Source organism: Streptomyces sp. NPDC040622, assembly GCF_055593965.1.
The window spans coordinates 16,274-31,630 of sequence record NZ_JBVIXD010000003.1 but is presented as its reverse complement, the minus strand read 5'-3'; the positions used below and the strand labels follow the sequence as shown (position 1 = coordinate 31,630).

General features: G+C 73.8%; 11 protein-coding genes and 1 pseudogene. 4 read left to right on the top strand and 8 right to left on the bottom strand.

Annotation, left to right across the window (positions count from 1 at the left end):
- Positions 1 to 106 precede the first annotated feature (106 nt).
- The 5 genes from cseC to ACZ592_RS08510 form a co-directional block, all read right to left on the bottom strand.
- Positions 107 to 1,480 (bottom strand): two-component system sensor histidine kinase CseC, encoded by a 1,374-nt coding sequence (cseC, locus tag ACZ592_RS08530; protein WP_471580770.1) that lies wholly within the window; start codon positions 1,478 to 1,480, stop codon positions 107 to 109.
- A 137-nt stretch (positions 1,481 to 1,617) separates the two neighbouring features.
- Positions 1,618 to 2,331 carry a two-component system response regulator CseB gene (gene cseB, locus ACZ592_RS08525; RefSeq protein ID WP_471580769.1) on the bottom strand — a complete coding sequence of 238 codons (714 nt, stop codon included), beginning with the start codon at positions 2,329 to 2,331 and terminating at the stop codon, positions 1,618 to 1,620.
- 133 nt (positions 2,332 to 2,464) lie between these two features.
- Positions 2,465 to 3,055, bottom strand: coding sequence for a hypothetical protein (locus ACZ592_RS08520; RefSeq protein WP_471581393.1), 591 nt, complete (start codon positions 3,053 to 3,055; stop codon positions 2,465 to 2,467).
- A 41-nt stretch (positions 3,056 to 3,096) separates the two neighbouring features.
- Positions 3,097 to 3,636 carry a SigE family RNA polymerase sigma factor gene (locus ACZ592_RS08515; RefSeq protein ID WP_055567865.1) on the bottom strand — a complete coding sequence of 180 codons (540 nt, stop codon included), beginning with the start codon at positions 3,634 to 3,636 and terminating at the stop codon, positions 3,097 to 3,099.
- Positions 3,637 to 3,972: 336 nt separating this feature from the next.
- Positions 3,973 to 4,908, bottom strand: coding sequence for an HhH-GPD family protein (locus ACZ592_RS08510; RefSeq protein WP_471580768.1), 936 nt, complete (start codon positions 4,906 to 4,908; stop codon positions 3,973 to 3,975).
- Positions 4,909 to 5,807: 899 nt separating this feature from the next.
- Here ACZ592_RS08510 and ACZ592_RS08505 point away from each other — a divergent pair.
- Both ACZ592_RS08505 and ACZ592_RS08500 read left to right on the top strand, forming a co-directional pair.
- On the top strand, positions 5,808 to 7,475 hold the full coding sequence (locus ACZ592_RS08505) for a sensor histidine kinase (RefSeq protein ID WP_471580767.1): 1,668 nt from the start codon (positions 5,808 to 5,810) through the stop codon (positions 7,473 to 7,475).
- A gap of 300 nt (positions 7,476 to 7,775) precedes the next feature.
- Positions 7,776 to 8,402, top strand: coding sequence for a response regulator (locus ACZ592_RS08500; RefSeq protein ID WP_471581392.1), 627 nt, complete (start codon positions 7,776 to 7,778; stop codon positions 8,400 to 8,402).
- A gap of 265 nt (positions 8,403 to 8,667) precedes the next feature.
- Here the strand turns inward: ACZ592_RS08500 and ACZ592_RS08495 are convergent.
- Positions 8,668 to 9,285: pseudogene (locus ACZ592_RS08495) on the bottom strand (phosphatase PAP2 family protein); the annotation flags it as partial.
- 195 nt (positions 9,286 to 9,480) lie between these two features.
- On the opposite strand from ACZ592_RS08495, the gene ACZ592_RS08490 reads away from it, so the two are divergent.
- Complete coding sequence (locus tag ACZ592_RS08490) at positions 9,481 to 10,305, top strand: hypothetical protein (protein WP_471580766.1); 825 nt, start codon at positions 9,481 to 9,483, stop codon at positions 10,303 to 10,305.
- Positions 10,306 to 10,605: 300 nt separating this feature from the next.
- Here ACZ592_RS08490 and disA read toward each other — a convergent pair whose 3' ends face one another.
- Together disA and radA are read right to left on the bottom strand one after the other, a co-directional pair.
- On the bottom strand, positions 10,606 to 11,730 hold the full coding sequence (gene disA / locus ACZ592_RS08485; RefSeq protein WP_384550087.1) for a DNA integrity scanning diadenylate cyclase DisA: 1,125 nt from the start codon (positions 11,728 to 11,730) through the stop codon (positions 10,606 to 10,608).
- 77 nt (positions 11,731 to 11,807) lie between these two features.
- Positions 11,808 to 13,217, bottom strand: a complete 1,410-nt coding sequence (gene radA / locus ACZ592_RS08480; RefSeq protein ID WP_471580765.1) for a DNA repair protein RadA — start codon at positions 13,215 to 13,217, stop codon at positions 11,808 to 11,810.
- 252 nt (positions 13,218 to 13,469) lie between these two features.
- Between radA and ACZ592_RS08475 the strand changes: the two genes are divergently transcribed.
- Positions 13,470 to 15,305 (top strand): BACON domain-containing protein, encoded by a 1,836-nt coding sequence (locus ACZ592_RS08475; protein WP_471580764.1) that lies wholly within the window; start codon positions 13,470 to 13,472, stop codon positions 15,303 to 15,305.
- Positions 15,306 to 15,357 lie beyond the last annotated feature (52 nt).

Here is a 15,357-nt window from a genome sequence, read left to right as displayed (position 1 = left end):
GGCCCCCGGTGCGCGCGCACCGGGGGCCGTCGTCCTGTCGTACGTGCGTGCGTGCCGTAGCTGCCTGTCGTACGTGCCTGCCACGTACCTGTCGCACGTGGCGGAGTCAGAGGTTGTCCGGCAGCTTGAGCACCGGATAGCTGCCGGTGTTCGTCGGCGCGTGCTCCGGCAGCCACAGCACGGCGACCGCGCCCTCGGCGGGCTCGTCGGGCGCCGCCCCCGGCGGACGCACGTTGCGGAAGGTGAGCCGGGCGCCGAGCACCCGCGCCTGGCCCGCCGCGATCGTCAGGCCGAGGCCGTGCCCGTGCCCCGCCCGGTCCGCGCTGCCCGTACGGAAACGGCTCGGACCCTCGTCGAGCAGCGCCTCGGGGAAGCCGGGGCCGTGGTCGCGCACCCGGACCACCCGGCCCTCGACGCTGACCTCGATGGGCGGCTTGCCGTGCTTGGTGGCGTTGGCGACGAGGTTGCCGAGGATGCGCTCCAGACGGCGCGGGTCGGTGGTGACCTCCGACTCGTGCACGACCGTCACCGTCACGTCCGTGGTGAGGATCGCCATCCGCCGGGAGACGAACTCGCCGAGCGTGATGTCCTGCAGCTCGGCCCGCTCGGCGGCGGAGTCCAGACGCGCCACTTCGAGCACGTCCTCGACGAGCGTACGCATCGCCTGCGCACGGTCCCTGACCAGCTCGGTCGGGCGGCCGGGCGGCAGCAGCTCGGCCGCCGTGAGCAGCCCCGTCACCGGCGTGCGCAGCTCGTGCGCGATGTCCGCGGTCACCCGGCGCTCGGCCTCCAGGCGCTGCTTGAGGGCGTCGGCCATGGCGTCCACGGCGCTCGCCACGTCGTCGGTCTCGTCCCGCACGACACCGCCGATCGCCTCGCGGACGCTCACGTCCGTCTGGCCCTGGGCGACCTCGCCCGCCGCCGTCGCCGCCTTGCGCAGGCGCCGCGACAGCTGCCCGCCGATCAGCACGCCCAGCGCGCAGCCCCCGAAGACGACCGTGATGGAGCCGATGACCAGGGCCTGGTCCAGGTCCTTCATGACGGTGGCGCTGCGGTCGGTGAAACGGGAGTGCAGCGACAGGACGTGCCCGTCCGCGAGCGGCACGGCGGCCCAGATGTCGGGCACGCCGTCGGGCTTCTCCTCGACGAAGGTGGCGCGGCGGCCCTTGAGGACCTTCTGCCGCAGCTCCTGCGGCAGCTCCGGATCGTCGACCTTCGTGCCGAACTGCAGGGTCTGGCGCTGGGACGCGGCGGAGTACAGGCGCAGGGCGAACTGGATGCGCTCGTCCTGCACGTCGCGCGCGTTGTCGAGCATCGAGACCCGTGCGGCGTTGTGCACGACCAGGCTCAGGGCGATCGCGACCAGCGCGCCGACCAGCGCGATCGCCGCGGCGATCTTCCAGCGCACGCCCGTGCGCAGGTGCCGGCCGGACCGGAACACCTCGCGGACGCGCTCGATCGCCCTGCGCCCCCCGTTCATATGCGTCGTCCCCTGCGTGACTTGGTGAGTGGTGTGCGTGGCTTGCCGGGCTTGCCGGGCTTGCTGGGCTTGCGTGGTTCGGGCGGCTCGGGTGCGGTGGCCGGTTCCGTGTCCGGCGTGCGGCTCACGTGAACCGCTCACGCCTTGAGCTTGTAACCGAAACCGCGGACCGTCTCGATGCGGTCCTGCCCGACCTTCGTGCGCAGCCGCTGCACATGGACGTCGACGACGCGGGTGTCACCGCCCCAGCCGTAGTCCCAGACCCGCTCCAGGAGCTTGTCGCGGGAGAGGACCGTGCCGGGCGCGGACGAGAACTCCAGGAGCAGCCGCATCTCGGTGGGCGTCAGCGCCACCGGCGCGCCGTCCCTGTGCACCTCCATGCCGACCGTGTCGATCTCCAGGTCGCCGAAGTTCAGCACGCCGCCGTCCGCGTCGTCGCCGTCCTGGTCGCCGGAGCCCGCCGCGTTCGGCCCGCCGGCGTGCCCGAAGCGGCGCAGCACGGCGCGGATGCGGGCGACCAGGACGGCACCGTCGAACGGCTTGGTCACGTAGTCGTCGGCGCCCGCCTCCAGGCCGAGCACGACGTCGATGGAGTCGGCACGCGCCGACAGCATGATCACCGGGACCGTCGACTCGTCGCGGATGCGGCGGCAGAGCGAGACGCCGTCCAGGCCCGGCACCATCACGTCGAGGAGTGCGATGTCCGGCCGGTCGGCGCGGAAGGCCTCCAGGCCGGCGAGGCCGTCCGGCATGGCGGTCACGGCGAAGCCGTCGCGCTCCAGGGCGAGCTGGGTGGCCTCGCGGATGACGTCGTCGTCCTCGACGAACAGGACGTGGGTCTGTTCTGCCATCGGATGCTCTCAGTCCTTCTTCGGTACGTCGGTGCGTCTGTACGTCGGTGCGTCTGTACTGCGGTGCGTCTGTACTGCGGTGTGCCGGTGCTGCGGTGCGTCTGTACCGCGACGTGCCGGTGAGGCGTGCCGGTCAGTCCGCCGACGGGCCGGTCGGCTCGTCGCCCACCGCGTTGCCGAAGTCGTTGCGCGTACGCCCCGACTCGGTGAAGCGGTTCGATGACCAGCGGTAGGTGATCACTTCCTCACCGGACGGGTAGGCCACCGAGTCGCCCTTCTCGTACAACTGCTTCGTCACGACCAGGCCGCCCCGGTCGATCTCGGCGTAGACGGAGGCGGGCTCCTCGGCCTTGAAGACATTCTCGTACTTATCGCCCTGGGCGCGATAGACGTAGCTTCCGATGCCCACCGCGTCACCGCAGGTCAGAACATTCACCACGACATCGGACGTGGATCCTCCGGTCAGGTTCCCGTACGACACGTCGACGGGGTACGCCTTCCCCACGCACGGCTTCAGATCACGCTTGATCGTCGGGCTGACCTGCGGGTCCTCCTGGACGAGCCGCACCGCGTCGACCTTCTTCACCGGCGCGGGGGACGAGGCAGGGGGGGAGGGGGCCGTGGACACCACGGGCTCGCTGCTCGCCGGTCCCTCGTCGCGCGCGCCGGAGCCGCCCGTCGCACAGGCGGAGAGCAAAAGGCCGAGGGCGGCGAACCCGGCCATCGCCGCGGTCGCCGCCTGCACGTTTCGTCTGACCCGAGGGCCTAGGCCGCGCAACTCTCCCGCTCCTCACGTTCGAGCGCGCGGGCGTCCAGGTCGCGGCTCTCCAGCTCCTGCCGGAGCCGTGCCAGCGCCCGGTGCAGCGTGCTCTTGACCGTTCCGGCCGACATACCGAGCGCGGCGGCCGTCTCCTCTGTGGACATCTGCTCCCAGTGTCGCAGCACGACGACACTGCGCTGCTTGGGTGCGAGCACCTTCATGATGTCCATCAGCAGCGCGCGGTCCGCGTGCTGCTCGGTGGAGTCTTCCACGCTCGCGTCCGGCAGCTGTTCGGTGGGCACCTCTTCGAGCTTGCGGGCCCGCCACCACTCCGTACGCGTGTTGATCATGACGCGGCGCAGATAGGCGTCCGCGAGCCGCTTGTCGGCTATGCCGTCCCAGCGGCCGTACGTCCGTACGAGTGCCGTCTGCAGCAGGTCCTGTGCGTCCACGGGGTCCGGGACCAGGCGCCGGGCACTGCGCAGCAGGGCATCCTGCCGAGTGCGGACGTACTCTTCGAACTCGAGCACCTCGCCGTGCGCCATACCAAACCGCCTCCGTTCCGTCCCCATTGCCGACCGCCGTCCCTGCTGTGCGGTACAGGTATGAAGCTACGGAGGCCTTGTCACGAGGTTGTGCGGAGCAGCCAGCGGCGGACGCACGGCTGTACGTAGGTTGTGTAACAGAAGTAGGACTCGAGTAAACGCCTGCGTTCGGCAGGGGCTCCGGCGCCCCTGCCGTCGGGTCGAAGGCGCCGGAGCCACTGTCCCAAGATGTCCGGGGGTGGTGGAGTTGTCCGGGGTCTGGGTCTGGGGCCCGGGGTTCGGGGGTCCAGACCCCGGGGTCCCGGAGTCGCGGGGACAGGTCAGGGGCAGGTCAGGTCAGGTCAGGGGCAGCCGGTACAGGCCGTCCGGCAGCGGCTCGACGAGGCCGTCCGACACCAGACCGTCCAGAGCGCGGGCCCGCTGCACGGGCTCCTCCCACACCCGGTCGAGCACGGCCTGCGGCACGGGCGCCACGGCCTCCCGCAACACGGCGAGCAGCTTGCCCCGCACCTGCCGGTCCGTCCCCGCGTACGTCTGCCCGCGGCGGGCGGGACCCTCGTGCGCGGGCTTCCCCGCCGAACGCCAGGCGCACTGCGCGGCGATCGGGCACTGGGCGCAGTTCTCGTTCCTGGCCGTGCAGATCAGGGCGCCGAGCTCCATGGAGGCGGCGGCCCAGCGCGACGCGGTGCGCTCGTCCTCGGGCAGCAGGGCGCGGGCGAGCTTGCGCTCGGCGGCGGTCGTCGCGTTCGGCGGGTACTGCACGCCGGTCACGGCCCGCGCGAAGACGCGGCGCACGTTCGTGTCGAGCACGGCATGCCGTTGCCCGTACGCGAAAGAGGCCACGGCCGCCGCCGTGTACTCCCCGATGCCGGGCAGCGCGAGCAGTTGCGCGTGCTGAGTCGGTACGTCGCCGCCGTGCCGCTCCGTTATGGCGACGGCGGCGCCGTGCAGCCGCAGGGCGCGGCGCGGATAACCGAGCCGCCCCCAGGCGCGGACGGCCTCGCCCGGCGCCTCCTTGGCGAGGTCGGCCGGGCGGGGCCAGCGGGCCAGCCACTGCTCGTACACGGGCAGGACGCGGCTGACGGGCGTCTGCTGGAGCATGAACTCACTGACCATCACGCCCCATGGCCCGGCGTCCTCACGACGCCACGGCAGGTCACGGGCATGAGTGTCGAACCAGGCGATGACGGGGCTGTGCAGGGCCTCGCCGGCGGGCTCGGGGACGTCCCCGGGGACGGGGCTGTTCGGCATGGGCTTCGTGGGCGCAGTCATGGCACCTCCGATCCTGCCACGGGGGCGGCGGGGTGCGGGCCAGCCTCGCGGTTCGCCTCGGCGGTTTCGTGGGGTGGGTGGGGCGCCGGCTGGGCCTGCGCCGGGCTATCTGCTGGGCTTTCGGTCGTTGCGGTTCTCCTCTTCCCCGCGGGCCGGTGGGTGGTTTTTCCCGCGCTCCGCGCGGGTTGCTCCCACCCGCCCACCCGTTTGCCCCGCGCCGTCGGGGGCGGGTAGGGGCCCGGTGGCCGCGGGTCTCCCCTCTTCCCCGCGGGCCGGTGGGTGGTTCTTTCCGCGCTCCGCGCGGGTTGCCCCCACCCGCCCACCCGTTTGCCCCGCAGCGAAGGGTGGGGGTAGGGGCTTCCTCCCCGGGGGGGGGCTCGGTGGCTCGGTTGCTCTGGGGTGATCAGGGGGCGCTTGGGGCGTGGCGTGGGTCCCTTCCCGCCCGCTCCCTCGGGCGGGCGGCGGGCGGCGGGGCGTTGCCGGTGGGTCCCTACGGTGGGGATGCGGTGCGGGGCAAACGGGTGGGCGGGTGGGAAGTCCGCCGCGGAGCGGCGGGAAACCGAGGCCCGGTGCCGGGCGCCGGGACGGACGGTCACCTGTCGCAGAGCACGCGAGTACCCCCGCCCCGGCACCGGGCACCGGGCGCCGCGCACGCGGGCGTGACACGTGACAGAGGCCACCCGGTGCGGAGCGCACCCCATCCCGACCCGGAAGGGGAAGGGCGGACCCGGAAGGGGAAGGGCGGACCCGGAAGGGGAAGGGCGGACCCGGAAGGGGAAGGGCGGACCCGGAAGGGGAAGGGCGGACCCGGAAAAGGAAGGGCGGACCCGGAAAAGGAAGGGCGGACCCTGACGATCGGCAGGGGCGGCGGGAGGCGTGGGGGAAGTAGCGTCGGGAGAGTGGGGAGACTACGTACGCGGGACGCGCTGCTGTGGGGCGCCCTGTCCACCCCCGCCCTCACCGTGACCCACCTCGGCCTGAACGAACCCCGTTCCGCCGCCCAGCAGTTCATCGGCCTCGCCGTCCTCGCCGCCGCCGTCCTCGCAGGACGCTCCCGCCCCCTTCTCTCCTTCCTCCTCCCCGCCGCCCTCGGCCTCGCCACCGGCGCCTCTCTCCTCACCCTCGCGTACGGGCCCTCCCTCGCCGTCTTCGCGCTGCTCCTCGGCCGCCGCGCGGACCGCGCCCGCCCCGCCCTCCTCGCCTTCGGCGCCGTCGCCGCCGTCGGCAGCGCCAAGATCGCCGTGCGGGACGTCGACCCGGTCGTCGAGTGGCTCGTCCTCATGGGGACGCTGCTGTTCGGCGCGGTCTTCCCCTGGCTCGCGGGCCGCTACTGGCGCCAGGGCCGGGAACTCGCCGCCGCGGGCTGGGCCCGCGCCGACCAGCTGGAGCGCGAGCAGCGCATCGTCGCCGACCGCGCCCGCCTGCGCGAACGGGCCCGTATCGCACAGGACATGCACGACTCCCTGGGACACGAGCTGAGCCTGATCGCCGTACGGGCGGGCGCCCTCCAGGTCTCCCCCGATCTGCCGGACCCGCACCGCGAGGCCGCCGCCGATCTGCGCGCGGCCGCCTCGCAGGCCACGGACCGGCTGCACGCGATCATCGGCCTGCTCCGCGAGGAGGGCGACGAGCAGGCCCCGCTGGCCCCGGCGGGCGAGAGCGTCGCCGCGCTCGTCGCGCGCGCCACGGAGTCGGGCCTGCACATCACGTACGCCGACGACGAAAGCCGTCACGCACCGCAGGGTGACGCGGGGCGCCGCGCGTTGACCGAGGGAACCGTCCACCGCGTGGCCCAGGAGGCCCTCACCAACGCCGCCAAGCACGCGCCGGGCGCCCCCGTCACCGTCACGGTGACCCGCGAGGCCTCCGCGACGACGGTCACCGTCACCAACGACCGCCCGGCACAGCCGGGTTCCGAGCCGCCCACGCAGCCGTCCTCGTCCACGCAGCCGTCCTCGTCCACGCGGCCGAGCCCGTCCGATCAGCCGTTCCCGTCCGGCAGCGGCTCGGGCCTGCGCACCCTGCGCGCCCGGGTCACGGACCTGGGCGGCACCCTCGACGCGGGACCCCACGGCCACGGCTTCCGCGTCACCGCCCGCCTCCCGGCCGCCGGTCCCGGTCCCGTACGGCCACCGCCCGCCGGCGACCGCCTCGCGTACGCCCGACGCCGCACCGTCCTGGCCCTGGGCGCCGCCGTCACCACGGGCGTGCTGCTCGTCGGCGGGACCTTCGCCTGGTACGCGTACTCACGCGTCCACGCCGCCCTCGACCCCGCCGACTTCGCGCGCCTGCGCCTCGGCGACACCCGCGCCGATGCCGGGCGCGTGCTGCCGGACCGGACCGTCGCCGACCCGCCGCTGGAGCGCGCGCCGACCCCGCCGCCCGTGGACGCCGAGTGCGCGTACTACCGCGCGAGCACTGAACTCTTCGTCGCCGTGGCGCACTTCAGGATCTGTTTCGGCACGGAAGGCACCCGGCGCGACCGCCTCGTGGACAAGACCGTCATCCCCACGGCGAGGGAGACCGAGACCCGCGACCGGGACGGAAGGGAAACCCCAGATGGCTAGCGGAGGGCTGGCAGAGGGCTGGGGGAGAGGGCCAGGAGAGAGGGCCAGGACGTGGACCGGAAGACGGAACGGATCGGGAGCCAAGGCGTGGACGTATCAGTGGACGTATCAAGGGGAGATGCGGACGTATCAAGGGGAGGCGCGGACGTATCAAGGGGACCGGAGAAGCACGGGAAGAACCCGGCCATGCCGGTCGGCCCAGCCGTACCAGCTGCCCCCGTCGCCCCCACCGCCCCCGGCATCCCCGTCGACGCCCCCGCGGCCAAGGCCATCCGCGTCCTGCTGGCCGACGACGAGGCCATGATCCGTGCGGGCGTGCGCGCCATCCTCGCCGCGGGCCGCGGCATCGAGGTCGTCGCGGAGGCCGGTGACGGCCGCGAGGCGGTGTCCATGGCGCGCGCCCACCGTCCCGACGTGGCGCTGCTCGACATCCGCATGCCGCTCGTGGACGGCCTCGCGGCGGGCGAGGAGATCGTCCGTACGCTGCCGGGCACGGCCGTCGCGATGCTGACGACGTTCTCCGAGGACGCGTACGTAGCACGGGCCCTGAGCGGCGGAGCCACCGGCTTCCTGCTGAAGTCCGGCGATCCGTACGAACTCATCGCGGGTGTACGGGCGGTGGCGGGCGGCGCCGCCTTCCTCTCGCCGAAGGTCGCCCGGCACGTCATCGACGGCTTCGGCGCCCGGCGCCTGGGCCGCGGCGCGGAGGCCCGGTCCCGCGTCGAGGCCCTCACCCCGCGCGAGCGCGAAGTGCTCGGCCTGGTCGGCGCGGGCCTGTCCAACCCGGAGATCGCGGCGCGGCTGCGTCTCGTGGAGGGCACGGTCAAGGCGTACGTGAGCGCGGTCCTCGACCGGCTTGCGGTCAAGAACCGCGTCCAGGCGGCGATCGTCGCGTACGAGGCGGGACTGGTCCCCGACATGGGCTGACCCCGGCGCCGAGGGGGAGCCGGGGTGGGAGCCGGGGCGGGCGTCAGTACCGCTGCGTGTCGTCGCGCCGGATGGACATGGTCGGCGAGTCGTACGCGGCGGGGTCGTAGGCCGCGGGGGCCGTGGCGTTGTACGCGCCTTGGTCGTAGGCAGCGGGGTCGTACTCCGCGGGGGCGTGGGCCGCGGGATCGTACGTGCCCTGGGCGTACGCCGACCGCTCGTGCGGCGGTGCCGGTGCCGGGAAAGCAGGGGCGGTCGCGGCGGGGGCGGCCGCGCGGGAGGGGCCGGGACCCGCGAACCACTTCACGACCCCGGTCGACGATCCCCGCATCGCCAGCGTGATCCGTGCCACCGGACGCGTGGCGAGCCGTACGAGCACGAACACGACCACCGCGCCGAAGACGAGACCGACCGCCACGTCGTGCGGGTAGTGCACGCCGACGAAGACCCGCGAGAAGGCCATGAGCACGGCCATCGGCACCGTCAGCGCCGCGATGCGCGGCCACGCGAGCGCGAGGCCGACGGCGGCGGCGCCCGCGATCGTGGAGTGGTTGCTCGGGAAGGACCAGTCGCCGTGCGGGGGACACTCGACGAGCGGCGTCAGCGCGCCCGACACCGCCCGGCAGGGGCGCTCCTCGTCGATCAGGGACTTGAACAACTCGCTGCCCACGTACGCCACCGCGGTGGCGAGGGGAGCGAGCACCGCGATCGCCAGGGCGCGGGGTTCCCCGCGCCTGGCCCGCCACCAGGCGACGATGAAGAGCACGCCGAAGAGCAGCAGTCCGAGCTCCGTCCACACCTCGGCGAGGTGCTGGAACCACGACGGCGTGTCGTGGGCGAAGTCGGTGATGTCGCGGTAGAGGTCGTCGGTCATGGTGTCCATGATTGCGGACACTATGGAGTGCGGCCGAATCGTCACATCCGGCGATCGTCCCGTCACTCCCCCTGACGGTCGGCAGGGGTCGGCGGACGGGCCGGGGGGCCTTGAACCCTCTTCCGAGATGATGATCCGGAAACTTTGTCGCCCAAGGCGGCGGGTGGGGCGGGAGAAGCACCGGATCTCTCGTAAGGTTTGGGCGTGGGATCTCTGCGCAATCCGGTCGGGCCGCTTCCCTCCACCATCTACTGGCGTCGGAGGGCCGTTCTGCTGTCCGTACTCGGCCTGCTGGTGCTGCTCGTCGTCTGGATCGTCACCATGGGTGGCGGAGGCGGCGGCAACAACGCCGACGGGCCCGGCGGCAACGGACCCGCCACGTCCATCACCCCCGGGCCCTCCGGCTCCGGGCCCGCGATCAGCCAACACCCGGGCGGGCGGGACGAGTCGGACGACGGCTCGGGATCCGGCTCGGGCGGCTCCGGCGGCTCGGGCGGTTCGGGCGGATCGGGCTCCGGTGGGTCGGGCGGTTCCGGCGGCTCGGAGGGCTCCGGTGGCGGCGGTTCCGACGATGGCGCCAAGGGCGGCGGCGGTGGGGGCGACCGGCTGCCCGCCGGTACGCGGCTGCCCAACTGCACCAGTGGCGACGTGAAGTTGAAGGTGCGCAGCATCCGGAACACGTACGCGATCGACGAGAAGCCGAAGTTCGAGCTGATCGCCGAGAACGGCGGCGGCAAGGCCTGCAAGGTCGATCTCGGTGGCAAGGGAACCGTGCTGACGATCACTCAGGCCGAGGGTGACGACGAGTTCTGGTCCTCGGACGACTGCCCGGGCGGCGGCGGCAGCCTGCTGCTGCGCGTGCCGGCCGAGGGCCGGGTCACGCACGCGGTGCAGTGGGACCGGCGGGCCAGCGCGCCGCAGTGCGCCACGCCTTCGGCGGGATCGGCGGCGCCGGGTACGTACCTCGTCGAGGCGAAGGCTCCCGGCCTGGGCACGGCCCGCGCGTCCTTCGTCCTCGAAAAGGACTGATACTGGGCGGGGCGCCCGACCTCGGCCCCCTGCGGGCGTCGACGTGCCCCGCACCGAAGCCTGCGGGCAGGAGCTGATTCGCCGCGCAGCGGCGGGCCCCTACGGTGCGATCGCGGTGCGGGGCAGACAGGTGGGCGGGACACACTCGCCCCCCCCCGGAGCCGCGCAGCGCCAAGCCAGAAGGCAGCGCCCCGCCGTACCCCGCCCCACCCCGACGCCGCGCATGGCTCAGCCGGTACACCGCTCACCGGCCCCGGGCAGGACGTACACGACGCCCATCCCGCCCCCGCTCGCCGAAGGCTAGACGTAGCGCTCGAGGATCGAGGATTCCGCGAGCCGCGAAAGACCCTCGCGCACGCTCCGCGCCCGCGCCTCGCCGACCCCGTCCACCGTCTGGAGGTCGTCCACGCTGGCGGCGAGCAGTTTCTGCAGGCCGCCGAAGTGTTCGACGAGCCGGTCGATGATCGCGCCGGGGAGCCGGGGGACCTTGGCGAGGAGGCGGAAGCCCCGCGGGGACACCGCGGAGTCCAGCGCCTCGGGTGACCCGGTGTACCCCAGGGCCCGCGCCACGGTGGGAAGTTCGAGGAGCTCCGCGTGCGTCAGGGAGTCCAGCTCGGCGAGGGCCTCGTCGACCGTGCGGGACCGCTTGGCCGTGGGCTCGGGGACGTAGTCGCGTACGACCAGTTCCCGCTCGGGCTCGACGCCGGCGATCAACTCGTCCAGCTGGAGGGCGAGGAGGCGCCCGTCCGTGCCGAGCTCCACCACGTACTCGGCGATCTCCGTGGCGATGCGGCGCACCATCTCCAGGCGCTGGGCGACCGCGGTGACGTCCCGGACGGTCACCAGGTCCTCGATCTCCAGGGCGGAGAGCGTGCCGGCGACCTCGTCGAGACGGAGCTTGTACCGCTCCAGGGTCGCGAGCGCCTGGTTCGCGCGGGAGAGGATCGCGGCGGAGTCCTCCAGGACCCGGCGCTGCCCGTCCACGTACAGCGCGATCAGCCGCATCGACTGGGACACCGAGACGACGGGGAAGCCGACCTGCTTGCTCACCCGGTCCGCCGTGCGGTGCCGCGTGCCCGTCTCCTCCGTGGGGATCGTCGGGTCGGGCACCAGCTGCACGCCCGCGCGCAGGATCTTGGTGATGTCCTTGTCGAGGACGATGCCGCCGTCGAGCTTGCACAGCTCACGCAGCCGCGTCGCCGTGAACTCGACGTCCAGGATGAAGCCGCCCGTGCACATCGACTCGACGGTCTTGTCCCAGCCGAGGACGATCAGGCCTCCGGTGTTGCCGCGGAGGATGCGTTCGAGGCCGTCGCGCAGTGCCTGGCCGGGCGCGACGGCGCTCAGGGAGGCGCGCATCAGCCCATCGGCACCGGAGCTTCCGCCGGGCTTGCCGGGGTTCGCTGCCCGGTCGTTGGCTGCCACTGCACTCCCTCGGTCGCAGGTTGTCCAAGCCTTCGCCGGCACCGGTTTCGTACGGATGGGCGAGACCAGGGCAAAGTCTACCGGCGCTCTTCGTCCTCCCGTGGGGCCTCTCGGCGACGGGACCTCGGAAGGACACGCAGGGCGTCCCCCATGTCGGCGACTTCGATGACCTTCATACCGGCGGGGATCCTGCCCGGATCGGCCGGTACGAGGGCGTGCGTGAAGCCGAGACGGTGGGCCTCGGCCAGTCTGCGCTGGACGCCCGTGACCCGTCTGACCTCGCCCGCGAGGCCCACCTCGCCGATCGCGACGAGGTTCTTCGGCAACGGGGTGTCGCTGGCGGCGCTGGCCAGGGCGAGGGCGACGGCGAGGTCCGCGGCGGGCTCGGAGAGCTTCACGCCGCCGACCGTGGCGCTGTAGATGTCCCGCTTGCCGAGGGCGGTGATCCGGCCGCGCTGCTCCAGGACGGCCAGCATCATCGAGACGCGGGAGGTCTCCAGGCCCGAGGTGGTCCTGCGCGGGCTGGGGATCTGAGAGTCGACGGTGAGCGCCTGGACCTCGGCCACCAGGGGGCGGCGGCCCTCCAGGGTGACGGTCAGGCAGGTGCCGGGGACCGGCTCGGCGCGGCGGGTGAGGAAGAGGCCGCTCGGGTCGGCGAGTCCGGTGATGCCCTCGTCGTGCAGTTCGAAGCAGCCGACCTCGTCCGTCGTGCCGTACCGGTTCTTGACGCCCCGGACCAGGCGCAGGCGCGCGTGCCGGTCGCCCTCGAACTGCAGGACCACGTCGACGAGATGCTCCAGGAGACGCGGGCCCGCGATGGCGCCGTCCTTGGTGACGTGGCCGACCAGGAGCGTGGACATGCCGCGCTCCTTGGAGGCGCGGATCAGCGCGCCCGCGACCTCGCGGACCTGCGCCATGCCGCCCGGCGCGCCGTCGATCTCGGGCGAGGCGACCGTCTGGACGGAGTCGAGGATCAGGAGCGAGGGCTTGACCGCGTCCAAGTGGCCGAGGACGGCGGCGAGATCGGTCTCGGCCGCCAGATACAGCTGGTCGTCGATCGCGCCGATGCGGTCGGCGCGCAGCCGGACCTGGCTCGCCGACTCCTCGCCGGTCACGTAGAGCGTGCGGTGCTCCTCGGTCGCCGCCTTCGCCGCGACGTCCAGGAGCAGCGTGGACTTGCCGACGCCGGGCTCCCCGGCGAGCAGCACCACGGCGCCGGGGACCAGGCCGCCGCCGAGCACGCGGTCAAGCTCCGGCACGCCGGTGGTGCGCGCGGTGGCCTGGCGGCCGTCGACCTGGCCGATCGGGACGGCGGACGAGGTGACCCGGCCGGGGGCGGTGGTGCGGACCGCGGGCGCGCCGTACTCCTCGACCGTCCCCCAGGCCTGGCACTCGGGGCAGCGGCCGAGCCACTTGGCCGTCTGCCAGCCGCACTCGGTGCAGCGGTAGGACGGCCGGTCCTTGGCGGTTTTCGTACGGGCAGCCATGCTCGAACCGTAGCCGAGCCCACTGACAACGCGGCCCCGGCCACCCGCCGGCCGTCCGGGAGCCGTCCGGGAGAGGTCCGGGAGCGGTCCGGGAGAGGTCCGTGACCCCTCCGGCGCTCGCCCCGCGTGAGAGTCAAGGCCACGGAATCGGGCGTTCCTGTCCCCTTTTGAGGGATCTGTTCACCCGTAAGGATTAAATCTGCTCAAGGGGGAGGAAGGGCCCCGCATCATCCGCCTAACTTCGCACGGGTGATGAGCAGCAGGCCGGAAACTCCCACGAACGCAACGGGCGCGCACCGGGCGCACCGGGACGCGCGCAAGCGCGTGGTGACCCGCCCGGCGCCCCGGACCACTCTGCCCGCGCGCTACGAACCGTGTCTGGACGGCCTGTTCACGTACTGCCTGTCCGTGCTCTGCGATCACGACGCGGCGACGGCGGCGCTGGGGGACGTGCTCCACCTCGCCGAGCGCCGCGGCGCCCGCGGCCCGGAGACCGACGCCGCGTTCAAGCCCTGGCTCTACGCGCTCGCCCGCTGGGTCTGTCTGCGCCGGCTGGCCGAGGCCAAGCGCAGCCGCGAGGGGAGGCACGCGCACGCCTCCGGCAAACCGGGCGCCGCCGACCGCGCCCAGGAGTCCCGGAAACCTCAGGCGTCCCAGAAGTCCCAGGCGTCCGCTCAGGAACAGAAGCCCCCGCAGCCCGCCGCGCCCGCCGCGCCCGCCGCGCCCGAACAGGCAGAGGACACCGACCGGCAGCGCCGCCGCGAGCTGGCCCAGCTGGCCTGGCCGGAGGCCGCAGGCACGACCCCCGAGCAGCGCGAGGCCCTCGAACTGGCCGTGCGCCACCAGCTCGCCCCCGCCGACGTCGCCGCCGTCCTGGGCCTCGACCTCACCAAGACCCGCGGCCTGCTCGCCTCCGCCGCCTGCGAGGTGGAGCGCACCCGCGCCGCGCTCGCCGTCGTGGAGACCGGCAACTGCCCGAGCGTGGCCCGCCTCACCGGCGACAACCAGCTCTTCCTCGGCACCGCCCTGCGCACCGAACTGGTCCGGCACGTCGACGACTGCCCGCGCTGCCGCCGTACCGCAGAGCGGGCCGGCGCGAGCGCCTGGCCCGGGACGGCCGTCAGCCCCGCCGCGCTCCCCGTCGTCGAGGCCCCCCGCGCCGCCCTCCACGTGGCGATGGCGCACGCCCCGCGCGCGCGGGGCGGCGGCCCCCGCTACGACGGGCGCGGCTTCCCGATGGACCCCAAGGACCACGCCGCCCGCCGCGACCGCCTGCGCGCGCGTGCCGTCACGACGACGGTCGTCGCCACCGTGGTGGCCGCCCCGGTGCTCGCGCTCTGGGCCGCCTACCGGGGCGCCCCGCTCACCGGCGAGGGCCACGACGGGCGTTCGGTCAGCGCGAGCGAGGACGGCGGGCCGGGCGCGGGCGACCGCCGCGACGACTACGAGAACGCGGGCAACGCGCGCAAGGGCCCCGAGCCCCGCTTCACCGCGGGCAGCCGCTCCCCCGACGTCTCCGTGGAGGTCATCAGCGGCGGCGGACCCCCGTCCCGCTCGACCACCGGTCCCGGCCGCCTCACCGTGGAGGCCAGGCCTAGCGGCGACACGACGCTCATCACGCTGACGGCGTCCGGCGGTTCACCGGTCCACTGGTCGGCGAGCGAGGGCGCGTCCTGGCTCTACCTCAGCCGTTCCTCCGGGACGCTCGCGCCGGGGCAGTCGATCACCCTCCAGGTCTTCGTCGACCACCGCCGCGAGCCGTCGGGGCACTGGCGTGCGCGGGTCTCCATCGCGCCCTCGGGCGCGGTCATCCTGATCGACGGGTACGGGGACGGGCGGCCGCCGACCTCACCGGGTCCGGGCCCGCGGCCCACGGATCCCGGCCCCTCGGACCCCGGACCCTCCGACCCGGGCCCTTCTGATCCCGGTCCTTCCGACCCGGGCCCCTCGGACCCCGGCCCGTCCGATCCCGGGCCGACCGACCCCACGCCCACACCGACGGATCCGACGCCCACGCCGTCGGACCCCGGCCCGGGCGACTCGTCGCCGCCACCGGACGACGGCAGCGGGAGCCCGAGCCCGAGTTGAGCCCCACGCGCCGGGACCGGCCGGGCGCCCGGTCCCGGCACGCCCGGTCCCG